A 25,554-nucleotide genomic window follows, 5' to 3' on the forward strand; every position below is an offset into this window, starting at 1 on the left:
TTTGGTTTCAGAGATAAATTTTGTGGTCGCGACAATATTCATCTATATACTCCCGAAGATTTTCAATTGCATGTTTAAAATTTACACGCTCTGTTTCGCCAAATCGTTCGGCTTCGAGATCGCGATTTAATTCCATTGAAATACTTTGGCGGATTTCGAGTAAAAGAATTTTCAGATATTTTTCTTTGCTCATTTCTGAAATCTGCTGCAAATCTATAAGCGCATCGCAAACTGCTTCGTATTCTGAAATAAGTTCTTTAACCGATGGATTTTGCTGTATTTCAGGATTGTTTTTAAATATTTCGGAAGGTGTTTTCACGGTAAAAAAATTCAGAGGAAAAAGCCAAATAACTTTAGCGTTTTTTCAATTTTTGATATAGAACGACGACAATAACCAAAACGGCCAGAAATAAAAAAAGCCCAGGGCCACCAAAAAACTTTAACCAATCCATAGTAAGATTTTAAAGAATTTAAATAGTAAACGCGATTATGAAAATCGTTCTTTCAACACCAAATATATAAATTTAGAATTGCCTACAAGATAGCGCTTCCACATGCGTTTAGGCTCTTGGGCAAAGCGATAAAACCATTCTAAACCTGAGGTTTGCATCCAATGTGGAGCGCGTTTTGTTTTTCCAGCCACAACGTCAAAACTGCCGCCAACACCCATAATTAAGTTTACATCTTTAAGGATATCGCGATATTTATAAAGAAAATTTTCTTTGATGGGCGAAGAGATTGCAACGAAAAGCATTTGGGTGCCACTGTCTGCAATCTGTTTGGCAATTTCCGCTTCTTCGGAAGGAGTGAAATAACCGTTTCTATAACCAGCAATAATTTCTGGACTGTAGATTTCGGAATATTTTTCAACTACATTTTTAACCACTTCTTCTTTTGCTCCAAAAAGAAAGATTTTATTATGGTTTTTATATGCCATTTCCACAAGGCTCGCCATTAAGTCTATTCCTGCAACGCGCTCTTTTAGAGGTTTCCCTAAAAACCGCGAAGCCCAAACAACCGATTGCCCATCAGCGTTTATTATACTACATTCATTTACACTGTGGCGCAGCTCTTTATTCTTCTGCATCGCCACCACTTTTCCGGCGTTTACCACTACGTGATGGAGCTGTTCTCCCTTCTGTATTTTTTCCTGAACCAGAGCAAGGGTTTCTTGCATAGAAAGGTTATCTATGGTAGTGTTAAGGATTTTTATTCTTTTCTCGGTACTCACGATTATTATTTAAAGATGCAAAGATAGTGTTTACAAGTTCTTTAAAAATGCTACAAGATCTTTATTTACAGTCAGTGAATCATAATTTTGGGCTGTAGTGATTGCATTGCGCTTCATTTTATTTTTCTCAATTTCGGGCAGTTTGTAAAAATCCAGAATTTTTTCAGCTAGCATAGTGGCATTCTTTATATCAAAAAGAAAACCATTTTCATTATCCACAATATATCCCAAAGGGCCACCAATTTTAGTGGCTATTACTGGGATTCCACAGGCCATTGCTTCGAGGCCAACGAGTCCAAGACTTTCCTCTTCCCGATACGTGGGAAAAATGAAGACATTCATTTGGTTATAAATAGCTGCGAGTTCTTTCTGTGAAATGTTTGAAATAATTTCAAATTTAATATCCAAGTCGGCAAGTAAATCTTCTATTTCTGGCTTGTCTGGGCCATCGCCAACCATGAGTATTTCAAAATTGGTAATGCTATTTTCACTTTTGATTTTCTTAAGCGCATCCAAAAAAATGCGCCATCCTTTTCCTTCTATAAAGTTTGAAACAAAACCTATTATAAAACTGGAATTCTCGCTTTTTCGGTTTGGAGAAAACACTTTGCTATTAATGCCTCCGGAAGGATAAACGAATAATTTTGACTTAGAAATATTAAATTTTGCAATGAGTTTTTCTTTGTAATAGTTGGACGGCAACACAATGGTCGATTTTTTTAAACCCGGCTTTAAGAAAAACGATAGTGCTTTTTTAAATGTAGTATTAAAAATAAGATCACTGCCGTGAAAGTTTAAAACTACTTTGCGGTTTAGCCACCACAATGGCACTAAGGCTAGCGCCACGTGCAGTGGAAAATGCACATACACCAAATCATTTTTTCCGCTTTTAAAATAGAGCTGTATTATTTGAAAATACAATTTCAAATACCCTAAAAACTTGGATAGGAAGGAATATTTTTTGGTAAGCACTACTTTTTCAACTTCAAAAAAATCTGAAACTGCTATTTCAAAATTTTTCACAAAAATACCGTAGCGCACATTTTCTGTGGACGGATACATGTTTGATACGAGGTACAATCGTTGTTTTTTAGACATTTACCGCTCGCTTTGAATATAAAAGAATAAAAAGTGCATAGAAAAAAGCAAATATAAAAACACCTTTACTTATGCCAAAAATGGTTTCTGAACCTGAAAACAGCACAATTATTATAAATAAACTAAGCGCCTCTCCCTTTAATCTGGTTTTTTTGAAAAAGATAAACAGCACTCCCAAATAAACCAACAACCCCAACATTCCATTGGAAATTAGAAATTCCAAGTATTGGCTGTGGGCGTTATATTCATTCTTTAATGCGACCATAAACCCATTTTTGCTATAGGCAATATTATAGAGTTCCTGCGAATCGCCAGTTCCGATACCAAAAATCCAACTTTCACGGACCTTAAAATCTGTGAGTATTGCGCCCCATCTGTCGTACCTATCAAGGGTTATATTTCCTTTAGAATCTACGATTTGCGACATTTTTGAACCTAAATAATCAAACTTTAGAGATAGTATTGCCAATGCAATCAGTAAGCCAATTACATAAAATATTCTCTTAATTTCAAGCTTTTTAAAAATTGTTACTACGGCAATTACCACCAGACAGATTACGCCAATTCTACTGCTCGTTTCGATTAAAAAGAGGAAAAAGGGTGCTAAAAGTAGGATAAATTTAAATTTATTTTTTCGTACGTTTTTAAATGCTGGCATCCGTATAAGTCCCACAATAAATATTACCAACATTACGGCAAAATAACTGGGATGACCTTCTAAAGGGGCTACTGCATTCCAACCGTTATAAACCCATTTAAAAAAGTAGCCAGCTTGTACCCACGGGGTAGCGTTGGTTAAAATAGATTCAATTATTACCGCCCAGCAAATAACCATTGCCGTAAAGAGTCCCACTCCAAATGCAACGTACATTTTTTTTAAATTGAAATCTTCACGTTTGTGAGACAAAAGAATTAAGGGAATTATAACGAGGGTTAGCGTGCGTTCCATATCGCGCAATGCATCTTTAGTCTCCGTTGAAAGTAGCCATCCTATTATAAACAAGAGATACAACGCAAACAAACCCATAAAAGCAGTCTTGTTCTGTTTTATATTTTCCAGCCGCTCTCTTGGTTTTAAAAGAAAGATAGACGAAGCCACGAATAGCCACAGCACCAGTGTATTTAGCTTGTCCCATAACGGTAAGGTTGCTACAAATAAATAGGTGCTAGTTTCAAATAAAATCTGCCAAATAGATTTATTGCTCCAGTAGCTTTTTATACCTTTTATCATACGTGTTATTAAGGGCTGTCTCTTTAATCAGGTTCAGTATTTCCTGATATTCCTGTGGGTTAATGCTTTTTATTTTTCGATGAATTTCCTCGTTGTTTTCAAAAGATGCAAAAAGTGGGTAATCGTTGCCTAACAATCTTTTTGCCGGATTGTGTTCTTCAGAAAAAAACGGCAGCTGAAAGCTTAAAAAATCAAACATCTTAATAGGAAACGTAATATCGTCGTATATATTTCTGGGACGTGTATGGAAGGCAAATGCAATATTGTTTTCAGCAATAAATTGTGGAATGTTCTTTCTTGGTACTTTTCCTAATTGTATGTGACCTGCCGTTACCTTTTCTTTTAAATCTTTGTCGCCAGAGAGGATATAGAAATTGTATTCGTTTTTATACATTTCGGCAAAGTCAATAAAATTTTGGTAGCCCGAATTTGTATAGCCCAAGCTACCCAAATAGAGAATACCAAGTTTTTCTGAGAAATTGGGTAGCTTTCGGTTTTGGGTAATATCGTGTGTTCCCGGCGGTAAATCTGTAAATGGCCGTTTTGGAAAAAACTTGTTTTTTTGAAAAAAGACTTCGCCCATTTCTACGGTGGGAAAAACCATTGAAGTGGAAATCAAGGTTAAATAGAAATTGCTCAGCTTGTTAGAAAAATAAGTGATCTTGCCTCTAAAAGTGTTGTATTCTTCCGGAAATAATTCAATATAAATATCGCGGATAAAGACGATTGTTTTTTTAGAACGCAGCCTTAAGAAAAAGAGGCACGGAATGTCAATAAGAGCTATGCGATTGGTTGCGGATTCAACGTAGGCTATCTCTGATTTTCTGAAAAGCGTATTATGCTTGTTCTTTTTATTAAAGATAAAATTTCCTTCTTTTTCAAAAATATTTTTAAATAATGAGATTCTGGTTTTGGGTCCACCAGAAACCTTGGCGACATCTGGAACTACATATAAGCTGTTCCTCATGCCTCCAACTTTTTTGTGTCTTCCTCTTTTTTATTTATTCCTGTTTCTAAGATAAGAAATGGTATTATTAAATAGAAAACATTATTAAAGTAGTGAATGGAAAGCAAGTTTGTAAAAACCACAATGAATATAAAACCCAACTTCGCTTTGAGTGATGGAATTTTATAAATTAAGTAAATGTTTGCTAGTAAAAACAAAAACAGCAATAAAAATCCGCCTCGATGATAGAGGTAATAAAATCCATTGTCAATTTCTTGAAAAGTAATTTTACCGCTTAAGCTTACGGCTATTTCGTTTTCGCGATAAATAGTTGTACTCGCACCAAAACCTTCGCCAATTAATTTTTCAGACCAAGTAAAATCCTCAGCGCGTAACGCCATCCCAAAATCGGTTATACGAGTCTTTAAACTGGCGTATTCCCAAGGCTTTAAAATATAAGGCAATTTGGTTTTGATAGCTTCTGGCGCAAAATCTGAATTAAAAAAAGCAATTGATCCCACCAGAATTATTGCAAACCCAACCAGAAATGCAGGTTTAAAAATTTTATAAACATTTACAACTATCAGACCCAAAAGTATTCCTGCGGTTACAAGATTCATAAGATTTGACGTCATAAAGAGATAGACTAACGCTAACAGCCAAGAAATACCCAAGGGCATGTCAAAAGACATTCTGTTGTATAAATAATAAAAACCGATGAGAACTATAGGTATAATGGACGGTCCATACAACCTACCTTCCATTCCTGCTATGGATTCATTCCATAAACTTGGTACCAAACCCAGATAAATAAAAATATAAACAGCGCTTACTATTGCATTTAGGATAAACAAAAAGCGCAACAGATTAAAGTTCTTAAAATTTACCAAAAAAAGATAAAATACAAATCCAAAAAACTGAAACTTCACGTCGCGCACCAGATTGGGGTGACCATTTATTATACCCAAAACAAGAAAAAAAACATAAAGACCAAAGACCAAAATAATGTAATGCGGAACCTCCAATTTTCCTTTTTTGGTGTCAATCCATACACTTGCAAGCAATATTACCAAACAAATGGCAACCAAGGCGCTCAAGGTCTTTGTGCCAATGGCAAGAAAAAGCACTATTAACACTATTTGATTAAATACTTTCAAGTTGACAAATTAGGGTAAAATATATAAAACTATGGCTTAACTATCTTAATGGAATCTTCTGGCAAAGCTACTATTTTTTAAATTTTATTGCAGAAAAAGAAAAGGCTTTAATAATTTAACAAAGACTGTAATCTAACTGCTTAAATAAAAGATTTAATTGTAGTTTTGGTTGTACCATAAAAATAAGTGCCATTACCTAAAAAAACCTATTAAATGTCTTTTACAAACGAGCTTGCAGACTACAATAATAAAAAATCTTTGGCCAATAGATTCAGAGATAGACGATTTCGATTTTTTGAGAATCAGTTAAAAAAAATAGCGCCTAAAAAAGGAGCCGTTTTAACAATTTTAGATGTGGGGGGCACGGAATCTTTTTGGGTTAACAGAGGTTATCATAAAAACCCAGATATACATATTACGCTTTTGAATTTAACAAAAGCTGAAACCCAACACGATAACATGGAATCTGTTGTAGGTAATGCTTGCGATCTCTCTGAATATAGCGATAACACCTTCGACCTCGTTTTTTCAAACTCAGTAATAGAGCATTTATATAGTTATGAAAATCAAGAGTTAATGGCAAAAGAAGTTCAACGCGTTGGCGAAAATTACTATATACAAACCCCAAATAAATATTTTTTCATAGAACCGCATTATTTATTACCGTACTTTCAGTTTCTTCCGCGGAAAACAAAATTGTTTGTCTTGAGCAAAACCAGACTTTCCAGAGGAAATAAATTGTCTATGGAAAAAGCTAAGGACAAGGTTGCAGAAATTCAATTGTTATCCTTAAAGGACATGAATCATCTTTTCCCAAGGGCAAAAATATTTAAAGAAAAGTTTTTGGGGATGAATAAATCGCTGACGGCTTATTTGATAAATGAAAAATAATCCAAATGTCAGAAATCTCAAAGATTTAAAACTATTGAAAAGACATTATGAAAAGGAACTACTTCATTATTTTAACACCATTAATATTACTTATTGCATGTAATAGCAATAGTACTGATAGCAACAAAATCGAAAAATTAAAGGATACCGCTATAAACATTACGCCAGATAGCACACATTATGCCTTGAGTTTATATGATATCTCAAAAGAATTACGATTTGACGAAATTCCGAGAACGGTTCCTTACGATTCCATAAAAAACAAACGCTATGCAGATCTCATAATGAAAGACTCCATTGTGGTAATGCACTCTTTTAAGCCATTTTATATTCCAATCGATCAAATAACGTGGTCTGAAAATCCAGAAAAGAACAATACTTGGCAAAATTATTACGAAGCTCTCTTTTTTGTATCTATACTTAATCATGCATATCACGATTATGGGAAAGAAACGTATCACGAAAAAGCTAAAAAATATATTTTCAACTATATTGATAAACACCCATCATTAGAAGAAAAAACTTCAGAATATACTTGGTATGACCATGCAGTAGCTTTTAGAACCTTGCACTTGCTACAAACTGTTGCAAATGAATTGGATGAAAGCGACCCGGATACCAATTTCATACATAAAGCGTTCAGCCATATTTCATTGAACGTTACTTTTATGATGGATCCAAAAAACTACAAATCGAATAATCATTCATTAATGATGGATCGCACTTTGCTCTACTTAGCAAAGATTACAAAATCCGACCCTCCATTTTACAAAAAAATCTATTATCCAACAGTAACCCGCACAGAGGAAAACATTGATAAGATAATAGATCCCACTGGGCTTGCCAGGGAGCATTCTACAACGTACCATATATTCAATCACAACCTGAATAAAAGCATATTGAAATTCATTGAGAAAGATGATATAAACCCCGCATTTCAGCTGAAGATGTTGCGAAAAAATGATGTGCTCTTACAATTGGTAAAACCAGACCTTACTTTTCCGCTATGGGGCGATAGTCAAATGGAAATCCTGAATGCTAAGCTTGCCGATGATTTTGGGAATGACCAGCGTGTTTTGGATTTATTAACAGTCAAAAAACTACCTTCCATGGTAAACTTTGATAATAATATTGCAACATTAAGAAGCCAAAAAGCCGATAACGGCTATGTAGCTTTATTTGCAAATTTTTACTCTCGTGTACATAAACACAATGATGACTTATCCTTTATTTTTCAAACATTGGGTGTTGATATTCTTACAGACCAAGGCTATTTTGGGTATGAAAAAGAACACAGACAATTTCTAATTTCAGTATTTGCACATAATTCCATTGCGGTAAATAATGAAGATTATTGGCCAGGAAAGAAAGGTCAATATTCTAAGCTTACTGGATATTCAAAAAGTGATGATGTTGAAATTGTTTCTGGTGAACATAACATGTATGATTCCATAACCGTAAAACGCAAATTGTACTTTATAAAACCGAATGTAATAGTACTGCAAGATTGGGCTGAGACAGATTATCCAAATCTTGTTAAAAACATTAGCCAGCAATTCAACTTTGGAGAAAAAGCCACAGATGCGAAAGTTTCAGAAAACAGTGCTATTATCACTTTTCCAAAAAATATGACCGCAACTGTAACGTCATTCATAAATAATGATAAAATCACTTTAGAGGAATCCTATAGGTCTAGAATTCAATATTCCAAAGTTCCCATATATCAAATTAAGGTTCAAAAAGCGAGCAATAAATTAATTACCGTAATTGAGGTTCAGTCTCCAGCTTACAAAAACCCTGTATCAAACATCAGTATTCAAGAGGGGGAAATTAAGTATATAAAAGATAGTCAAAAACACACATTGCCCTTATAACTCACGTAAAATACCATAGGTCATATTAAATAATTTTGTATATTCATAGTAAAATTGAGCATTATGAAATATCTTTTTACATTTATTATTTTCTTAATTCCTTTTTTAATATTAAACGCACAAACTACTTATGTGCCCGATAATAATTTTGAACAGGTATTAATAGATTTAGGGTTAGATGATGTTTTGGACGATTACGTTTTAACCAGTAATATTTCTGGAGTTACGCTTTTAGATATTAGTAATAAAAACATTTTAGATCCAACAGGGCTTGAGGAGTTTAGTAGTTTAACCCATATTAATATAGACGGTAATCCTGTAGGTAGTATTCCATTTCACCCCAATGTTAACCTTACAGACCTAATATGTCAATATACGCAGCTTACAGATTTAGACCTAAGTCCTCATACAAATTTAAGAACATTGTTTTGTGCTGGAAATAATCTCACATCTCTCGACCTAAGTCAAAACCCGGATTTATTAGATCTAATCTGTGGCCAAAATCAACTTTCAGAGATAATATTTAACCCTCAAATAAATCTCTACGAATTTAATTGTACTAATAATAATCTTACATCACTAGATATGAGCCAACATGTTAGTTTAAGATATTTGGGGTGTTCATTAAATCAGCTCACAGAATTAGATCTTTCAAATAATATAAACCTTCTGCAGGTTCGTGCTCATACCAATCCACCTTTGGAAATGGTAGATATTCGTAACGATAATAACAATCAAATCAAACAATTTCTACTATATAACAATCCTAACCTTCCATACATTTATGTTGACGATTGTGTATATAGCACCACAAACTGGACAGACATTGACCCAACTACTATTTTTGTTGAAATGGAAGGTCAAACAGAATGTGAAATGATAGGGGTGGAAGATAATATTGCTGTTTCTTTTAATTTATACCCAAATCCAGCAAAAAATAGTATTAACATCCAAGCAACAGAGGCGCCAGAACTTGTTCAGATATATTCAATTCAAGGCATATTAGTTAAAGAAACGTCTGAACTAAACATTGACGTATCAAATTTAGCTCCGGGTTTATATTTTATCAAGGTTTATTCACGGGGCAATTCCATTACAAAAAAGTTTATGAAGAATTAATCATAGGATTAGAAATTTATGCAAAATTGAAAATCCTCACATTTGTTATGTTTTAACTTTTTCAATGCGCAATTCCCCGGTATCAGCATCTCCCGTAATAGTAATACTCAAAGTTCCTTTATTAAATTCTTTGTGCGAAACCTTTTTATCATTCCAATAAACATCATAGGAATATGCTGGGTTAAGACAGGCTATAAGTGAAAAAGGTTTATCAGCGTGATCCATAATTTTTAAGGTGGCTTCTAGCTGTGAATTATCTTTATTAAATTTTTCCTTTTCAACCCAAACATCATAGCCCGTAGTAAGATTTCCTATCTGGTAATAGGCATTAAACCACGATAATACCGGTGCAGATAATCCACTAAATTGATACCAGCCTTTTCCGCCTTTGGTTTCAATAGAAAAACTTTCATAGGAGTTATAGGTTTTTTCTGTTTCTCGCTTCCAAACCTCTAGCGCTGTTGTGGCAATTTTGTGCGCAAAATCCGCTTCCCCAAGATCTAGCATTGCTTTCCAATAAAACCATTGGTGCGGCATCCATACACGGCCATTCCAATAACCCGTCTTGTTAAAATATGGAGCAGATTGATCTACTGTAGATAAACCCACATCAGACCATAATTCGCCTTTCGTTTTAAGATGTGAAAGGGTTTTCTGTATTTGCACTTCATTTCCAATTCCCGCTATTAAGGGCGAAACACCGCCCAAGCCCATATTATAGTTAATGGTATCGTTGTACATTAAAATTTCTTCAGGCTTTCCAGAATTTGAATGCAGGACATAGCCATAGTATCCGCTTTCTTCATCCCAAGAATATTCATTTAAAGCTGCAGAGAGGCTCTCAATGTCTTTATTGTATCCAACAACGTCGTCCGAAATGTTTAACGCCTCAGCAGCCATCTTTAGGATTTTTGCAACTCGAATCATATGAGCCGAGCTTACTACTGGAGCCGTAATCTTCGCCATTTTCTGCTCGTGCATATATTTTTGAGGTGGATAATCGTCCCAGCCACCCGAATTGTAAAAGTAATCCCAAGTGCGAATAAGCCCTGAATCTAGATTTCTGGTAGAAGAAGTGCTCGTGTTTCCTATCAAAAAATCGTAATACCGTTTTAATCTGGGGTATTCCATTTTTAAAAATTCATCAGACTGTGTTTTGTTCCACAGCTCCTGAAATAAATAAATCTGTACTGGCAACGGCGTACCGTGATGGATAAATGCCGATTGTTCTTCGGGTCCTGTTAAATAGGCATTGAGGTTTTCGGTGCCGCGCTTAATATCCAATTGGCTAAGACCAATGCCAATAAACCCTGAATCCCAAGTGTATAAACAGTCCCACTTTCGTCCCGGTGCGTGATGCCTAATGTATTGATGTTGTGTGTAGATGGGGTAAACCACATTTGTTATAGTGGTGGCTGCCATTCTTTTTTGACTGAATAGATATTTTTCACCAGCAGGAACTGTATTGTAGGTGTGCAACTTTTTTTTAGCTTTCGTAAAAATATCTTTATAATCTAGGTCTTTTACATTTTTTAATCGGGTTTTAACTGTTGCCAATGTACCCGAACAAATTAAAGCGTTAATGGTTTTTGAGGAATTAGGATCAATTTTTATCTCTTGAATTGCTGCATCCGTAAAATGCCCTTCTTTATCGCCGTAAAATTTAGTATCTTCTGTTGCGTTTAGTTGTTCGTTGAAATCCTTAGGCAAATCTTTCGCGAACCATTCGGCAATTTTAAAATCCGCATAATCCCAAGAAATTCCGTAATAGGTATCCGTATTCGCGTATTTCAGAATTATTGAGGTTGGCGTGGGACCTTCAATTATTTCTGGTTCACTATTCCAAGTAACCGGTTTAAATTCAATTGAACCTAAATCCTTTTTTGGCACAATAGCATATCCGTCAATATTAACGGCGGTTTTGGAGGTAGATTCCACCGTAAGTTGAAATTCGCCCTTTTGTATATCTCCAATAGGTGTTTGAACCAAGTTAAGGGTAGTCGAAGCAGGTAGGCGTACATCAGTATTTACAAAACCGCTCAATCGCAATTTTGCATTTTCCTCCTTTTCGATTTTATATCTAATGGCTATTACTGCATCTTTTATGTTCGTTGGAATTGCAAATTTGTAGGTAACCAAATCGCCAGCGCTTTTACCAAATCCGTTCCCTATGCCGCTTCCATTTACAAGGCCGTTTTCTCGAATTTCTCCGCGTAGCATTCCATCGGGAACTAGTTGGTCTTTTATCCAAGGATTTTTAAATGTGAAAGTTTCATAATCCAAGGCATCAACCCAAACTCCGTTTTCAGGCAAGTTTACAATTCCATAAATCAATGGTATTTCTGGTTTATGCGGTGCCAAAGGCGGAAAGTGCATTGAGGCTACTAAATGCATTGAAAGGTTTTGAATGGAATCTGTGTTATTAATACAGGTCATTTTTATGGCTCGTGCATCCGGGTTAATTTCAGCATAAGCTATATCTGTATATACTTTGTCTTTCCATTCCAAATCGTGACGGTACGAAAAATAATCGAGGTTTGGCGAGGCTTCCCACGGGTGAAAATTTGATGTTTTTAAAACATTGGGAGGAGCAATTGCTTTGTTGTAAAACGATGGAAAAACAGCCAAATCAAAACGAAGTCCTTCTTCAGTATTTGGAATATGAGAAATTCCGACGTATTTTTTAGTGTATGGCCCCCACTGCGGAAGGCTTAAATCGTGGGATTTTTTGCTAATCAAGTTAGTAGTTTCACTTTTATTATCTTCACAAGAACCAATTATTACAGCAAACCCAACGCTTAAAACGATCAATCTTGCTACTCCTACTATTCTTTTCATTATTTAAAAATTTTGATCGATTTTCAATTTAACAATACACGTATATGAGCCTATTTATCCATTATATTTTTTTGAAATTGTTCGTTTTATTTCATCAAAATAAAGTTTAGGGACGATGGCTTTTGTAAATTCCGTTAAACTTGCACCAGTCATTCTTCTTACCAAAAACCACCAATTAGGTACAAATAGAAATAAAAATCCCAAGGTTACAGCCCAGGCAACAGCTTGAATGGAAACCAGGCTTCCTAAGAAAACAAATATTGCCATTATTGCCATGGAAAACAAATTCCAATAAAACGATAGATTTGTGCGTCCCGTTGCTATTACAAGGCTGCCAATTGGATTGCCCAAACTGCGAAGGTACATGTACAACGAAAGGATGCGAACCAGTGCTACTATGCTTTCATATTTAGAGCCGTACAATATGGTAACGATTATTGGCGCAAAAATTATAATGCCCAAATACACAAAGAAGTTTAGCGAAGAGATGATATTTATAAGCTTTAAATAATTCCTTTTGAGCACATGAATGTCTGTTTGGAATTTTGCCAACAACGGATTCGCAATTTTTGTAATAATGGGGTTAATAATTTGTGCAGGTTTAAAAACCAGTTGTTTTGCAAGGCTGTAGCCCCCTAATAACTCGGTACTAAATAGTTTCCCGATAACAATTATATCCAAATCGCGATTAAAGTAATTTACAAATTGGCTTCCCACTTCATAAATACCAATCTTTAAAAAGGGCAAGGCTTCACTTAATTTAAAGTGAAAACGTACCGGATTTAAAAATAGACCTCGCAGCCAAAAAAATAAATTTGGTACCGCATATTGAAAAAGTGCAGAGAATATTAAGGCATATATGCCGTATTGGTAAATTGCAAGAATAACGGCTATTCCCAAAGAAATAATAGCACTTGTTAATTCTACTAATGCAATAATTCGAAAGTTTAAATTTTTATGTTCTATGGTTTTAAATTGGCCTCCAAGCGCAGCTGCCAAAACAGCCAGAGCCATTATAATTATAAGCTCGGCCAACAGTGGTTCATTGTAAAATGAAGCAATATAAGGCGATACGAAAAAAATAATGCCAAAGACCAATATCCCAAAAATTAAATTAATCCAGTAAAGGCTCGAGTATTCGTTTTTTGAAATATTCTGTTTATGAAATATGGCCGAAGTTAAGCCCATGTCCATAAAAAGATTTATGATTCCCAAAATAAACAGTGTTAGAGCCATAAGCCCAAAATCTGATTTATCGAGAAAGCGGGCCAAAATTGATAATCTCAAAAGGGAGCATATAGCAACTCCTATGGTACCCAGAGTAGTCCATTTTACGCCTTTTATTACGCTCCCTCTTATTGGATCCATCTGTGTTTTTAAGTATTTAGCATTCCCGTAAACTCAGCGATACTATTATTTGTAGCGCTGCTAGTGTGCTGGCTTGTCATTTGCTCTCTAAGAACAGTTAGCTTTTCCGGGTTTTTCAATAAAGTTTCTACCCCTTGTAGTAATGCTTTTGTATTATTGGCAACAATACTTCCGTTTACATTTTCTATTACAAATTCCTTTGCCGCTGGAAAATCTGTAGTAATAACTGGAGTATTTAGCATAATTGCTTCACTTAAAACCATTCCTTGGGCTTCATAGGCAGAAGATAGTACAAAACAATCTGCATATTTTATATACGGATAGGGATTTTGCTGAAATCCTTTAAATACCATATATCCTTTTAAGGCATTTGTTTTAGCTTGCGTCTTTAACGCTTCTAAATCGGGGCCATCGCCTATAAGGTACCATTTAAAAGAATAGTTTTTTTCTTTGAGTTCTTTGGCAATTTCTAAAATTCTATCAATACGTTTTTGGTTGTTTTCAACACGCGCCACGGTTACAAAAATAATTTCATCACTTTTTTTTGAATACGGAGTGCTGTTGCCAGCCTTTTCAATAAGAACTTTTGGATCAAGAAAATTATGAACCAAATACGATTTGGCTGAAAATTCTGGTGCAAGTCTATCAAAATCTGCTTTACAACTTTTTGATACCGATACTATTTTATCAAAATTTTTATAGCGTTCTAAAATATATTTTCTTGTAAAGCCCAATTTATCGAGGTCGTTATGGATCCAGGCTATTTTCTGTTTGGCCGTTACTGAAGTCTGAACAAAATAGTTTGTTCCCATCTCGGCATTATTTTTTGGAATATCGTTCGAAAAAGAAATTGCTGCGTCGTAGTTAGTTTCTCGATTCCAATGATTATACAGATACCGCATTGCTAATTTACGAGAAGTGATATCGCCCAAGATCTTTGAAATAGGCTTAACAATTGCATAGGCTGCCAATTGATACCACGGCAGATGTGTTTTGGCTACGGTGAAATTAATGTATAAACATTTCAGAATAAAAGGAGAGTAAACCTGTACTTTATTGGTTATTTGGTTGAATTTTTCACCAAAATACGGATTAAAGCATACCAATTCAATAGAGAACTGACTATCCTTTTGCAGTTCGATAAGGAGATTGTACAATGAATTTGCAATGCCTCCCATTTTAAGGTGTGGATTTACAAATAATATTTTCATTGTACTTCTCTTTTAAAAAATTCTAGCTATTTAATATTCCACAAAAATCTACAACTATAGCTTGAGGTGGTATCTCTAGTCCTTTAAACTCCTTATGAGCCACCAAAAAAACCATAATGTCGCTGGTTTCTTTAGCTTCTGAAACTGAAGTTAAATTGAATTTACTGTGAGATTTTAGGTTTGGTTCTACAAACTGAACATTAAACCCATCGGTTTTTAATTGTTGTGCAACGTGAAGGGCAGGCGATTCGCGTAAATCGTCTATATTGGGTTTAAAAGCCAAGCCCATGCAGGCTATTTTAGCATCTTTACCGGTATCTACTTTGAACTGAAGGGCGGCATTTTTTAATTTTTCAATAGCCCATTCGGTTTTATAATTGTTTATTTCACGCGCATTTCGAATTATTTTCGATTCCTCTGGAAATTCAGAAACAATAAACCATGGATCCACTGCAATACAATGGCCGCCAACACCCGTTCCCGGTTGTAAGATATTTACACGAGGGTGTTTATTCGCCAATCGGATTAACTCCCAAACGTTTATGTTTGCCTTGTCGCAAATCATTGAAAGTTCATTTGCGAAAGCTATTTGCACATCGCGCGATGAATTTTCAACCAGTTTGCACATTTCGGCCGTTTGCGAATTTGTTTTGTGAAGTTCACCTTTAACGAAATGCTTATAAAACCAAACTGCTTTTTCAGTAGATGCTTCATCAATTCCACCTATTGCGCGATCGTTCTGTTCCAGTTCATAAATTACATTCCCGGGCAAAACACGTTCTGGACAATAGGCAATAAAAATTTCACCCTTTAAATCGGGGCGTTCCTCAAAAATTATTTCTTGGATTTTATGGGTCGTGCCAACGGGGCTGGTAGATTCCAAAATAACCAGAGCGCCCTTCTCTAGTGTAGGAATTATATTTTTAACCGCACTTTCAACATAAGAAAGATCTGGCACGTGCTCTTCTTTAAAAGGTGTTGGTACAGCTATTAAATAAACATCTGCTATAATGGGTGCTGTTGAAGCTTTAAGGTAGCCGTGCTTAACAACATGATGCACCAAACCATCAAGTTCGGGTTCTACAATGTGAATTTTACCTTCATTTATGGTATTAACGACACTTTGAGAAATATCTACTCCAGTAACATTTAATTTTTTACTCGCTATTAACGCTGCTGTGGGCAAGCCTATATAGCCAAGCCCCATCATTACCACTGTGGGTTTATTTTCCATTTTATAATGCTTCAATAAAATTTACAATTCGTTCTGCCGATTTTCCATCACCATACGGATTGTGTAACATACTCATACTTTTGTAATATTGAGTATCTGTTAATAATTTTTCGGTTTCTTCAATTATTGTTTCTGTGTTTGTTCCCAATAAAATTACGGTGCCTTCTTCAACGGCTTCGGGACGTTCGGTAGTAGTTCTAGTTACCAAAACTGGTTTCCCCAAGCTTGGCGCCTCTTCTTGAATTCCGCCACTATCTGTAATTATTAAATACGACTTTTCCATTAACCAAATAAATGCGGGATACGCTAGAGGTGCTACTAAAAATAAATTTTTAATTCCGCCGAGAAGTTCGTTTACAGGTCCAACTACGTTCGGATTTAGGTGAACAGGGTAAATTATTTCAACATCTGGATGCTTCTCTGCTATAGTTTTTAACGCAGCGCAAATACTAATAAGTCCATCCCCGTGATTTTCTCTTCGATGCCCTGTTACAAGTATTATTTTTTTCTGAAAATTCAAAATGGTTTTTAAATTTTCAATTTCTAAATCCTTAAAATTTTCTGCATTTACCTTTTCAATTCCGTAGAGCAGAGCATCGATAACGGTATTTCCGGTAACCAAAATAGTATCTTCCTTTGTGTTTTCGGCCAAAAGATTATTCTTAGAAAGTTCCGTAGGCGCAAAGTGATAATCTGCAATTTTTCCCGTAAGCTGTCTGTTAAATTCTTCGGGGAACGGATATTGCCTATTAAAGGTTCGTAAACCAGCTTCAACATGACATATTTTCGCACCACTATAAAATGCGGCTATCCCCACGGCCATAGAGGTTGTTGTATCTCCGTGAACGTAAACATAATCTGGTTTAACCTCGTCCAGTACTGCTTTCATATTTTCAATTATAGCAGCAGTCAGCGAATACAGATTCTGGTTTGGACGCATGAGATCTAAATCAAAATCCGGTATTATTTCGAAAAAGTCCAGCACCTGATCCAGCATTTCTCGGTGCTGCGCAGTAACACAAACTTTTGTTACAAAGTTTTTATTCTTTAAAAACTCTTGAACCAGAGGCGCCATTTTTATAGCTTCGGGACGCGTTCCAAATACAATTAAATTTGTTCTAGACATTAACTATTTTTTGAAGAATTACTAAACTTTATCGTTTCAGAAAATTATTCTGCATTAGCATATTTTTTAAGACCTCTAAAAAGATAAAGCACAAAAAAGATTAAAGAAAACAAGAAAACCAATAGTATCGGGTATTTTACTTTATTTGAAATATCAATAAATTTCTCTGGTTCCATATTAAAGTTGGCACTTACTAGTTTTATTGGAACGGTATAATCATTCTGCTCTATTTCAAGTTGCTGTAAATATTCTACAAGTTGTCGTTTCTTTTCTACCAAATTATACTGATCGGCTATATTGTTTACCGATACTGAAGTACCCGCTTTGGGTCCGGCGTAATTAGATTTTATTAGCGAATCCAGCTGACCTATCATTATATAGTGTTCCTTTACCTCAAAATCCTTTACTTCTTTATATATTTTTTGATACTCTTGCAGATGCTCATTACTGTTAAAATGAGCAATAAGATCGTTTACAATTTGTTGTGATGTAGTTTTTCCCTTGGCAAATACTCGTATTCTATGATATTTGTAGTATTTGCTAGTCGTCATGTTTTCTACATATTCAGAAAAATCCTGATTTTGAGAAATAATTTTTAAAATATCAACATATTGTCGAGATTCGGATATAAAATTGTACAAATCTACAATTGGTTCAATTTCAATGAGTTTAAGTTTCGAAAAGTTGGTGTCTAACACCGTCTTTAAATACGCCGTATCTTTTGCGGCAATTTTTAAATTAAGCTCATTTACTTTATCGTACAGATAATCTACACTTTGAAAGTTTGGAATTACGATCAATTCATTGCTGTAGGTTTTAGTGGATGTATAATCCTTATAAAACCCATATGCAAATCCTATAATTGCAATAACAATAATTACTATGAAATATCTTTTAAAGAAATCAATAGCTAATAAAAAGTTTCTTGCTGCACTTTTAGAAAAATCGCCAAATTTTCCCAATAAATATCCCAAATCAACCTCTTCTGATGAATTGTGTTTTGCCATGCTAAATAATTTTAAAAATCAATGACTGTCCTTTTGTAATACAGATTGGAGGCTCTCCCGCCAATCTATATATTTTAATTTTAACTTATTCTGCGCCTTCGTATTATCTAAAACACTGTATTCTGGCCTTGCGGCAAAAGTACGGTATTGGTTGGTTTTTGCAAGATTTGTATCTTTTAATTTTCCCGTATGTAGTAGTATGGCTTCTGCAAAACCAAACCAGGTGGTTTCGCCACTGTTACTGTAATGATAAACGCCATATTCTGTAGAATCTTGTGCAATTATTTGCAATAAAGCTTCGGCTAAATCATTGGCATTTGTCGGGGTTCCAGTTTGTTCGGTCGTAATTGTTAGCGGTTTTGCCGCTTCGGCATTTTTTAAAATAGTTTTTAGGAAGTTATGGCCATATTGCGAATACAACCACGAAGTGCGCAATATAAAGAATGACTCACAAAGTTCCTGAATATATTTTTCCCCCTTTAGTTTTGAAGCCCCGTAAACATTGATGGGGTTTGTAATATCGGTTTCAACATATGGCGTTTTCGATTTACCATCAAATACATAATCTGTAGAAACGTGCAACAAAACAGTATTGTATTCATTACATATTGAAGCCAGGTTTTTCACCGCTTCGGCATTTATTGCAAGTGCTTTTTTTGCATCGCTTTCGGCCTGTTCTACATTTGTGTATGCTGCAGTATTAATGCAATGTGAAAAATTATTTTTTCTGAAGAATTCCGATACTGAATCTGCATTTTCAATATCTAATTCATTCTTTGACAGAAAGACAAATTCAAGGTCGGGAAAATCGGCTGCCGCATCTCTTATGCATTTTCCCAACTGTCCGTTTGCGCCTGTGACTACTATTTTTTTCATGAAAATACTTCCGTGAAACTAGGAAGCTCCAAATCCTTTTCTGATATAATAAATTCTTCCTTTGGAAGATGCCAATCCAGCGCTAAGGTTGCGTCATTGTAAATGATTCCGCTTTCTGAGGATTTATTGTAAAAATTATCACATTTATACGAAAATATTGACTCTTCAGAAAGGGTTATAAATCCATGTGCCAAACCACGCGGCACAAAAAGCTGCAAATGTTCAACATCGTCCAGAACAATGCTGAACGACTTCCCAAAAGTTTCCGAATCCTTCCGAATATCAACCACTATGTCTAAAACTTTTCCTTTAACTACTCGAACTAGCTTTGCCTGCGCCATTTCACCCTTTTGAAAATGGAGTCCGCGCAAAACTCCTTTTGATGAAACAGATTGATTATCCTGCACAAAATCTATCTGTAAACCAGTAGTTTTTTTGAATGCTTGTTGATTGTACGTTTCGTAAAAAAGTCCGCGTTCGTCTCTAAAAACGTTCGGCTTTATAATAAAACAATTTTTTAAGGGAGTTTTTTGTAGTTCCAAATCTAATCTAATTGAAGTAAATGTTTTCCGTAACCGCTTTTTAACAGCGGTTTGGCCAATGTTATTAATTGTTCTTTTGAAATATAACCCATTTCGTATGCCGCTTCTTCAATAGCACCAATCTTTAAACCTTGCCGCTCCTCAATAACCTCAACAAATTGCGCTGCTTGCATTAACGAAGCAAATGTACCGGTATCCAGCCAAGCGGTACCTTTATCGAGAATACTCACGCTTAATTTGCCTTGTTTTAGATATTCGTTATTTACATCGGTTATCTCCAATTCGCCGCGGGCGCTGGGTTTTATATTTGCAGCAATTTCTACTACGCTATTGTCGTAAAAATAAATTCCCGGCACGGCGTAATTAGATTTTGGCGTTTTGGGTTTTTCTTCAATTGAAAGGGCCTTTCCAGCTTTATCAAATTCTACAACGCCATATCGTTCGGGGTCTAATACGTGGTACGCATAAATTACTCCACCGTCCGGATTGTTGTTGGATTGCAGCAATTCTTTTAAGCCAGAACCGTAAAATATATTATCGCCCAAAATTAGAGCCACTTTATCATTTCCAATAAAATCTTTTCCGATGACAAAAGCCTCGGCAAGTCCGTTGGGATTGGGTTGTTCGGCATATTGAAAGTTGCAACCCAACTTTTTGCCATCGCCCAAAAGTTGTTTAAACAGCGGTAAATCCTGCGGTGTGGAGATTATTAAAATATCGCGAATACCCGCAATCATTAACGTGGACAGCGGATAATAAATCATCGGTTTGTCGTACACCGGCATTAATTGCTTGCTTACCGCCAATGTTATTGGGTGTAAACGTGTACCTGAACCTCCTGCTAAAATTATTCCTTTCATCTACGTGTTTTTTTTTGACCACGAATACACGAATAGAAGTGTAAAACGAAATCGTTTTTTATATGTTCAAAACAAATCGGAGTGGGAGCCGATTCTAATCAATTTTATGGTTTTTGGAGATTCAATTTGAAACCAAATAATCAAAAGATCAGGTTTTAAATGGCATTCCCAATCATCCTTATATTTCCCCTTCAGTTTATGGGGTTTCATAGTAGGCGGTATACCCTTAACACCCTTGATTTCAAGCAGATGAAGAACTTCTGAAACTAACGCAAAGTCTGCTCCGCTTCTTTTAAAAATTCTTTTAATATCTTTTCTAAATTTAGAAGTTTCAATTAATTCGTACATCAGTCTCTATCATTCATTATATCTTCTAAATACTTGTCTAGATTAGGAATTTTTGTAAGATTTATATCGTTATGGGCTTCATAAATAGCTTGCTGTGTTTCGGTATTTGGAATATTGCCAACATCTTGGTACAATAAAAACTCAATATAATTATTTAAGCTTCGTTTTTGGGCTTTTGCTTTTGCTTTTACGAGCTCCAACAAATCTTTGTCAAATCTTAATGCTGTTTGTACCTTCATAATATCAATTCTTAAATATTTCTTCAAATATATGCAATAACAACCTGTTATACAAGTGTTATAATTGACCGTGAATACACGAATATTCTTTTATAATTATTCGTGTATTCATGGTTAACATTTACAATCTATCCCGATTATCCAAATACCAAGCAATTGTTTTTTGAATACCGGTTTCAAAATTTTCCTTTGCTTTCCAGCCCAGTTCACCTTCAATTTTTGAAGCATCAATGGCGTATCTAAAATCGTGGCCGGGACGGTCTTTTACAAAAGTAATTTGTTCTTTATACGAAGTATTCTTCGGAAGCATTTCGTCTAACAATTCGCAAATAACATTGGCTATATATAAGTTTTCGCGTTCATTGCGGCCGCCAATATTATAGGTTTCCCCAAGCTTTCCGTTCTCTAATGCCAACTGTATGCCACTGCAATGATCTACAACGTAAAGCCAATCGCGCACATTCTTTCCATCCCCGTAAATCGGGATAGATTCCCCCGAAATTGCTTTGCGAATAATAGTTGGGATTAATTTTTCTTTGTGCTGATTGGGCCCGTAATTATTAGAGCAATTTGTAGTAACAACGGGCAATCCGTAGGTGTGAAAGTAACTGCGTACAATAAAATCTGACGAAGCCTTTGACGCGCTATACGGACTATTGGGCGCATACGAGGTTTTTTCGGTGAAAAGACCTGTTTCTCCCAGTGTGCCGTAAACTTCATCGGTTGAAATATGCAGAAAACGCGCATTTCTGAATTCATCTTTCAAATCATTGGGGCCGTTCATCCAGGTTTTATAGGCACTCTCAAGCAAATTAAAAGTTCCTACAATATTTGTTTGGATAAATTCGGACGGACCCGAAATAGAATTGTCCACATGGCTTTCGGCAGCAAAGTGAACTACTTTTTGAAATTGATGTTCGGCAAATAAATTTTGAACCATTTCGGTATCACAAATATCACCTTTTATAAAGGTGAATTTATGCGAAACTTGTTCCAGATTTTTCAAATTTCCCGCATACGTTAGCTTATCCAACACGAAAATATCGTATGCTGAATTTTTTAGGACGTATTCCACATAATTGGATCCTATAAAACCTGCTCCTCCGGTAACCAGTACTTTATCGTTTTTCAAAATTAATTTTTAGGTGTCTCTAAAATTTGTTTTAACATCTTTTCGGTGATTAAGTAGGTGGGTTTTACTCCAGTTGTACCCAATCCGCCAGAGGCTAATGTACTTCCAGTTTCCAACGGATTATCCGATGCGTAATAGGCATAACGAACCTTAACTTTCGAGCTTATGCTTCGGCGTATTTTGGCCGCGGCTTGAATTGCCTTTTGGTAATGCGCACCTTCCATTTCAAGTCCAATTACATTCCAAGTGGAATTGTGAAAAAACTTGAGTACATCGCGATTTTGAAGCGAAGTACCTAAAACCGAAATCATTGTTCCCGTAAAAACTGCTACGTCGTCATCTTTAAAATCAGACTTATCTAATCTATTTTTAAACGGATAATTATCTGCCGTACCTTCAAAAACGTGGGCTGAGGGAATCATGATGTCGCCCTTTCCACCCTCCAGAATTCCTGCTTTACCCATAATAGAAACAGAAGCAACGTTTAATAAATGGCGATTCTTATTGCTATCTACATATGGTTTTAAAAGCTCGTCCATGGTTTCGTAGGCTTGCTCACCAAAAGCGTAATCCATTACAATTATTACAGGTTTCTTTGAATCTTCTACATCTTTTATGGCTTCGGTAAATGGGCTTTCCTTTATTTTGGCGGTATCTATTACTTGTATATCAATATTGGTTCCGCTTTGATCTTCAATAAAAATCATTCCTTCGGCCAATGCCGTTTTTGTAACCTTATCACGCAATTTTAAGTTAACGTTGTTGCTTAACGCTTCAAAAACCTCCATTGGCTTTTTCTTTAAAAACTCTGTTGCAAGAGCTTTTGGAGCATAAATACTATTCATAACGCTGTGCATATTTGCACTAATAATATGCAGCGGACGTTTTAGCAATCCTTTGCTCTGAAGTTTTTCTTTAATGCGAAATGCCCATTGCTCGCCGTGAATATGATGGCCTAAACGCTCGCGGAGTACCGGGCTAAAAGTAATAATACGCTGATTGTCTGATAACACCTCGTCTATAGCCAATTTTCCTAAATAGTAAATAATACTAAAAAAGCGGTTTTCGTTTTTTTCACTTGCAAAAAAAGCATACACATTTTTCACTTCCTCAAAAGTTCTTCCTAAAAAGTTTGCAGTGTGCGTTAATGCAACTTCTTTCTCTTCCTTAGTGAGTTTGCCTTTTTTAAGTACGGCGTGCTCAAGTTTTTTCCAATCGCGTATTACATCGCCGTTTTCATTTATGAGCACTTGCTTCATAATCTTGTGCGATTCAATAAAAAGGAAAGTTAAATGGGTGAGAATATCATAAATTTCTGAACGGCCGCGGGTTATTTCAATATTCATTTGCTCAGAATCTATTCGGTAACAGTTTCTGCGGCGTTTAAGCGGAATTATTGGCTCAAAATGTGAATTTTTATATCCTTCATCGCTGGTTAGGTTTATGAATCTACATTCCTCAATACCATAGGGCAAACGGTCCATTACATATAGCAAACCTTGTAGCTCTATTTTGTCTTCGGTAATGGAACCATAAATTTCCGGACGAAGGGTTAGTAAAGATTCCCGCAACGTTTCTCCCGAAACGCCCATAGGTTTGTAAAAACCGCGATTAAACAAATGGCGCATTGTAATGTAAATACGCTCAATTGCTTGTGTGCTCTCTTGTGCACGTGTTCTTGTGTGTGACTTTAATTTATTCATCGGAAGCAAAGATAACACTAATTTTAAGGCTGAATTTTTATTAATGCATCGGCAATTTTACGGTCATTGGAAAGACGTGGCACTTTATTCTGCCCTCCCAGCTTGCCTTGCGATTTCATGTAGGTTTGAAAACTGTTTTTTTTAAGTGAAGTTACTTTTAAAGGTTGAAGTACTTTTCCAGCAATTAAATCGAAATAGTACGAGTTTTGTTGTTGCATTTCGGTATCGAGAAATTGGGTAACTTCCGGTATACTTTCAGGTTCATTTTCAAATTCTACCATCCATTCGTGGTACGGAAGCTTATTTTCGGAAGGGGTTATTTGCGGTGCAACAGTGAATTCAGTAATTGAAAAATTATATTTTTCCATCGCTTTATTCATGGCTTCCTCAACTTCTTTTCCTATTACGTGTTCGCCAAATGCCGAAATAAAATGTTTTATACGTCCCGAAACAATTACGCGGTATGGTTTTGTTGAAGTAAATTGGACAGTGTCGCCCAAATTATAGGCCCAAAGCCCCGCATTTGTTGAAATAATCATCACATAATTCACTCCAATTTCAACATCGCCGATGGTCAATCGTTTTGGATTTTCTTCAAAAAAACTGGAAGCTTCTATAAACTCATAAAATATTCCAGCATTTAAAAGCAGTAACATGCCTTTTTCCTTTTGACTGTCTTGAAATGCAAAAAATCCTTCACTGGCGGGGAACAGCTCAATGCTGTCTACTTTTCTTCCTATTAAATTTTCAAATTTGGCGCGATAAGGCTCATAGTTTACACCTCCGTAAATAAACAGGTTAAAGTTTTTAAAAAGATCACCAACTTTTTTCCCTGTATTTTTTTGAAGTTTTTCAAAATACATTTGTACCCACGACGGAATACCGCTAATTACGGTCATATCCTCACTTTTGGTTTCCTCAACAATAGCGTCCACCTTGGTTTCCCAATCGTCTATGCAGTTGGTTTCCCAACTTGGCAGACGGTTTTTTTGAAGATATGCCGGCACATAATGGGCTACGATGCCGGAAAGTCTGCCGAGTTTAATTCCGTTTTTTTCGTCCATTTCTGGACTGCCTTGTAAAAAAATCATTTTACCGTCCACGAAATCAGCCTTGCCGGTTTCATTTATATAACACAAAATTGCGTTCCGAGCTGCCTCGATATGATGGGGCATGGATTGCTTTGTTAATGGAATATATTTTGCGCCCGAAGTTGTTCCGGAAGTTTTGGCGAAATAGAGTGGTTTTCCGGGCCATAGCACATTTTCTTCGCCCGAAACTACTCGCTCTACATATGGTTTTAAAGCTTCGTAATCGCGTATGGGAACGTGTTTGGCGAATGTTTTATACGAAGTAATATTAACAAAATCGTGATCGCTCCCGAAGGCCGTGTTTTTTGCATCGGCAATTAATTTTTCAAAGACTTTTTGTTGCGTTTCAATTGGATTTCTACTCCATTTTTGAATTCGGAGCGCAACAATTTTAGCAAAGATTTTAGCGGAAACGGTTTTTAAGGACATAAT

The 25,554-nt window shown here is 35.7% G+C and carries 23 protein-coding genes; 3 read left to right on the top strand and 20 right to left on the bottom strand.

What is annotated here, in order from left to right:
* Nucleotides 1-7: 7 nt before the first annotated feature.
* The 6 genes from QCQ61_RS04380 to QCQ61_RS04405 form a co-directional block, all read right to left on the bottom strand.
* Nucleotides 8-319: a hypothetical protein gene (locus QCQ61_RS04380; protein ID WP_279449523.1), complete on the bottom strand. Its 312-nt coding sequence runs from the start codon at nucleotides 317-319 to the stop codon at nucleotides 8-10.
* A 168-nt stretch (nucleotides 320-487) separates the two neighbouring features.
* Entirely contained in the window at nucleotides 488-1,231 is a 744-nt protein-coding gene (locus QCQ61_RS04385; RefSeq protein ID WP_279449525.1) for a WecB/TagA/CpsF family glycosyltransferase, read from the bottom strand.
* Nucleotides 1,232-1,261: 30 nt separating this feature from the next.
* The gene (locus tag QCQ61_RS04390) at nucleotides 1,262-2,329 is read right to left on the bottom strand and encodes a glycosyltransferase family 4 protein (RefSeq protein ID WP_279449527.1); all 1,068 of its coding nucleotides are present in this window, start codon (nucleotides 2,327-2,329) and stop codon (nucleotides 1,262-1,264) included.
* Entirely contained in the window at nucleotides 2,322-3,560 is a 1,239-nt protein-coding gene (locus tag QCQ61_RS04395; RefSeq protein ID WP_279449529.1) for an O-antigen ligase family protein, read from the bottom strand. The genes QCQ61_RS04390 and QCQ61_RS04395 overlap by 8 nt, the downstream gene beginning before the upstream one ends.
* Nucleotides 3,526-4,527, bottom strand: coding sequence for a glycosyltransferase family protein (locus QCQ61_RS04400; protein WP_279449531.1), 1,002 nt, complete (start codon nucleotides 4,525-4,527; stop codon nucleotides 3,526-3,528). Before QCQ61_RS04400 ends, QCQ61_RS04395 begins: the two co-directional genes overlap by 35 nt.
* Nucleotides 4,524-5,663, bottom strand: a complete 1,140-nt coding sequence (locus QCQ61_RS04405; RefSeq protein ID WP_279449532.1) for a hypothetical protein — start codon at nucleotides 5,661-5,663, stop codon at nucleotides 4,524-4,526. Before QCQ61_RS04405 ends, QCQ61_RS04400 begins: the two co-directional genes overlap by 4 nt.
* 213 nt (nucleotides 5,664-5,876) lie before the next feature.
* Here QCQ61_RS04405 and QCQ61_RS04410 point away from each other — a divergent pair, with 213 nt between their 5' ends.
* The 3 genes from QCQ61_RS04410 to QCQ61_RS04420 all read left to right on the top strand — a co-directional run bounded on the left by QCQ61_RS04410 (nucleotide 5,877) and on the right by QCQ61_RS04420 (nucleotide 9,547).
* Nucleotides 5,877-6,554 (top strand): class I SAM-dependent methyltransferase, encoded by a 678-nt coding sequence (locus QCQ61_RS04410; RefSeq protein ID WP_279449534.1) that lies wholly within the window; start codon nucleotides 5,877-5,879, stop codon nucleotides 6,552-6,554.
* Nucleotides 6,555-6,601: 47 nt separating this feature from the next.
* Complete coding sequence (locus QCQ61_RS04415; RefSeq protein WP_279449536.1) at nucleotides 6,602-8,428, top strand: heparinase II/III domain-containing protein; 1,827 nt, start codon at nucleotides 6,602-6,604, stop codon at nucleotides 8,426-8,428.
* A 63-nt stretch (nucleotides 8,429-8,491) separates the two neighbouring features.
* Nucleotides 8,492-9,547, top strand: a complete 1,056-nt coding sequence (locus tag QCQ61_RS04420) for a T9SS type A sorting domain-containing protein (protein ID WP_279449537.1) — start codon at nucleotides 8,492-8,494, stop codon at nucleotides 9,545-9,547.
* Between the two features lie 45 nt (nucleotides 9,548-9,592).
* Here the strand turns inward: QCQ61_RS04420 and QCQ61_RS04425 are convergent, their stop codons facing one another.
* The 14 genes from QCQ61_RS04425 to QCQ61_RS04490 all read right to left on the bottom strand — a co-directional run bounded on the left by QCQ61_RS04425 (nucleotide 9,593) and on the right by QCQ61_RS04490 (nucleotide 25,551).
* A complete protein-coding gene (locus tag QCQ61_RS04425; protein ID WP_279449539.1) occupies nucleotides 9,593-12,385 on the bottom strand; it encodes an MGH1-like glycoside hydrolase domain-containing protein in 2,793 nt (930 codons plus the stop codon).
* 54 nt (nucleotides 12,386-12,439) lie between these two features.
* On the bottom strand, nucleotides 12,440-13,753 hold the full coding sequence (locus QCQ61_RS04430) for an MOP flippase family protein (RefSeq protein ID WP_279449541.1): 1,314 nt from the start codon (nucleotides 13,751-13,753) through the stop codon (nucleotides 12,440-12,442).
* A gap of 8 nt (nucleotides 13,754-13,761) precedes the next feature.
* Entirely contained in the window at nucleotides 13,762-14,964 is a 1,203-nt protein-coding gene (locus QCQ61_RS04435; protein WP_279449543.1) for a glycosyltransferase, read from the bottom strand.
* 22 nt (nucleotides 14,965-14,986) lie between these two features.
* Nucleotides 14,987-16,198 carry a UDP-N-acetyl-D-mannosamine dehydrogenase gene (gene wecC / locus QCQ61_RS04440; RefSeq protein WP_279449544.1) on the bottom strand — a complete coding sequence of 404 codons (1,212 nt, stop codon included), beginning with the start codon at nucleotides 16,196-16,198 and terminating at the stop codon, nucleotides 14,987-14,989.
* 1 nt (nucleotide 16,199) lies between these two features.
* Nucleotides 16,200-17,324, bottom strand: a complete 1,125-nt coding sequence (wecB, locus tag QCQ61_RS04445) for a non-hydrolyzing UDP-N-acetylglucosamine 2-epimerase (protein WP_279449546.1) — start codon at nucleotides 17,322-17,324, stop codon at nucleotides 16,200-16,202.
* Between the two features lie 44 nt (nucleotides 17,325-17,368).
* Nucleotides 17,369-18,331, bottom strand: a complete 963-nt coding sequence (locus QCQ61_RS04450) for a hypothetical protein (RefSeq protein WP_279449548.1) — start codon at nucleotides 18,329-18,331, stop codon at nucleotides 17,369-17,371.
* Between the two features lie 18 nt (nucleotides 18,332-18,349).
* Nucleotides 18,350-19,207, bottom strand: a complete 858-nt coding sequence (gene rfbD, locus QCQ61_RS04455; protein WP_279449550.1) for a dTDP-4-dehydrorhamnose reductase — start codon at nucleotides 19,205-19,207, stop codon at nucleotides 18,350-18,352.
* Nucleotides 19,204-19,749 carry a dTDP-4-dehydrorhamnose 3,5-epimerase gene (rfbC, locus tag QCQ61_RS04460; RefSeq protein ID WP_279449552.1) on the bottom strand — a complete coding sequence of 182 codons (546 nt, stop codon included), beginning with the start codon at nucleotides 19,747-19,749 and terminating at the stop codon, nucleotides 19,204-19,206. Before rfbC ends, rfbD begins: the two co-directional genes overlap by 4 nt.
* Nucleotides 19,750-19,751: 2 nt before the next feature.
* Entirely contained in the window at nucleotides 19,752-20,609 is an 858-nt protein-coding gene (gene rfbA / locus QCQ61_RS04465) for a glucose-1-phosphate thymidylyltransferase RfbA (RefSeq protein WP_279449554.1), read from the bottom strand.
* Nucleotides 20,610-20,675: 66 nt separating this feature from the next.
* The gene (locus QCQ61_RS04470; protein ID WP_269352300.1) at nucleotides 20,676-20,957 is read right to left on the bottom strand and encodes a type II toxin-antitoxin system RelE/ParE family toxin; all 282 of its coding nucleotides are present in this window, start codon (nucleotides 20,955-20,957) and stop codon (nucleotides 20,676-20,678) included.
* A complete protein-coding gene (locus tag QCQ61_RS04475; RefSeq protein WP_279449558.1) occupies nucleotides 20,957-21,196 on the bottom strand; it encodes a hypothetical protein in 240 nt (79 codons plus the stop codon). The genes QCQ61_RS04470 and QCQ61_RS04475 overlap by 1 nt, the downstream gene beginning before the upstream one ends.
* Nucleotides 21,197-21,317: 121 nt before the next feature.
* Complete coding sequence (rfbB, locus tag QCQ61_RS04480; RefSeq protein WP_279449559.1) at nucleotides 21,318-22,328, bottom strand: dTDP-glucose 4,6-dehydratase; 1,011 nt, start codon at nucleotides 22,326-22,328, stop codon at nucleotides 21,318-21,320.
* A 2-nt stretch (nucleotides 22,329-22,330) separates the two neighbouring features.
* Nucleotides 22,331-24,031, bottom strand: a complete 1,701-nt coding sequence (locus QCQ61_RS04485; RefSeq protein ID WP_279449560.1) for a DUF6909 family protein — start codon at nucleotides 24,029-24,031, stop codon at nucleotides 22,331-22,333.
* Nucleotides 24,032-24,054: 23 nt separating this feature from the next.
* Nucleotides 24,055-25,551, bottom strand: a complete 1,497-nt coding sequence (locus QCQ61_RS04490; RefSeq protein ID WP_279449561.1) for a GH3 auxin-responsive promoter family protein — start codon at nucleotides 25,549-25,551, stop codon at nucleotides 24,055-24,057.
* Nucleotides 25,552-25,554 lie beyond the last annotated feature (3 nt).

It is taken from the genome of Aequorivita marisscotiae, assembly GCF_029814825.1.
Lineage (GTDB): Bacteria > Bacteroidota > Bacteroidia > Flavobacteriales > Flavobacteriaceae > Aequorivita > Aequorivita marisscotiae.

What these genes read in the sequence shown, in the direction of transcription:
- QCQ61_RS04475 (WP_279449558.1), bottom strand. Translation starts at nt 21,196, where the DNA reads ATGAAGGTACAAACAGCATTAAGATTTGACAAAGATTTGTTGGAGCTC.
- QCQ61_RS04490 (WP_279449561.1), bottom strand. Translation starts at nt 25,551, where the DNA reads ATGTCCTTAAAAACCGTTTCCGCTAAAATCTTTGCTAAAATTGTTGCG.
- QCQ61_RS04485 (WP_279449560.1), bottom strand. Translation starts at nt 24,031, where the DNA reads ATGAATAAATTAAAGTCACACACAAGAACACGTGCACAAGAGAGCACA.
- QCQ61_RS04415 (WP_279449536.1), top strand. Translation starts at nt 6,602, where the DNA reads ATGAAAAGGAACTACTTCATTATTTTAACACCATTAATATTACTTATT.
- QCQ61_RS04420 (WP_279449537.1), top strand. Translation starts at nt 8,492, where the DNA reads ATGAAATATCTTTTTACATTTATTATTTTCTTAATTCCTTTTTTAATA.
- wecC (WP_279449544.1), bottom strand. Translation starts at nt 16,198, where the DNA reads ATGGAAAATAAACCCACAGTGGTAATGATGGGGCTTGGCTATATAGGC.
- QCQ61_RS04430 (WP_279449541.1), bottom strand. Translation starts at nt 13,753, where the DNA reads ATGGATCCAATAAGAGGGAGCGTAATAAAAGGCGTAAAATGGACTACT.
- QCQ61_RS04470 (WP_269352300.1), bottom strand. Translation starts at nt 20,957, where the DNA reads ATGTACGAATTAATTGAAACTTCTAAATTTAGAAAAGATATTAAAAGA.
- QCQ61_RS04400 (WP_279449531.1), bottom strand. Translation starts at nt 4,527, where the DNA reads ATGAGGAACAGCTTATATGTAGTTCCAGATGTCGCCAAGGTTTCTGGT.
- QCQ61_RS04450 (WP_279449548.1), bottom strand. Translation starts at nt 18,331, where the DNA reads ATGGCAAAACACAATTCATCAGAAGAGGTTGATTTGGGATATTTATTG.
- rfbD (WP_279449550.1), bottom strand. Translation starts at nt 19,207, where the DNA reads ATGAAAAAAATAGTAGTCACAGGCGCAAACGGACAGTTGGGAAAATGC.
- rfbA (WP_279449554.1), bottom strand. Translation starts at nt 20,609, where the DNA reads ATGAAAGGAATAATTTTAGCAGGAGGTTCAGGTACACGTTTACACCCA.
- QCQ61_RS04390 (WP_279449527.1), bottom strand. Translation starts at nt 2,329, where the DNA reads ATGTCTAAAAAACAACGATTGTACCTCGTATCAAACATGTATCCGTCC.
- wecB (WP_279449546.1), bottom strand. Translation starts at nt 17,324, where the DNA reads ATGTCTAGAACAAATTTAATTGTATTTGGAACGCGTCCCGAAGCTATA.
- QCQ61_RS04395 (WP_279449529.1), bottom strand. Translation starts at nt 3,560, where the DNA reads ATGATAAAAGGTATAAAAAGCTACTGGAGCAATAAATCTATTTGGCAG.
- QCQ61_RS04410 (WP_279449534.1), top strand. Translation starts at nt 5,877, where the DNA reads ATGTCTTTTACAAACGAGCTTGCAGACTACAATAATAAAAAATCTTTG.
- QCQ61_RS04435 (WP_279449543.1), bottom strand. Translation starts at nt 14,964, where the DNA reads ATGAAAATATTATTTGTAAATCCACACCTTAAAATGGGAGGCATTGCA.
- QCQ61_RS04425 (WP_279449539.1), bottom strand. Translation starts at nt 12,385, where the DNA reads ATGAAAAGAATAGTAGGAGTAGCAAGATTGATCGTTTTAAGCGTTGGG.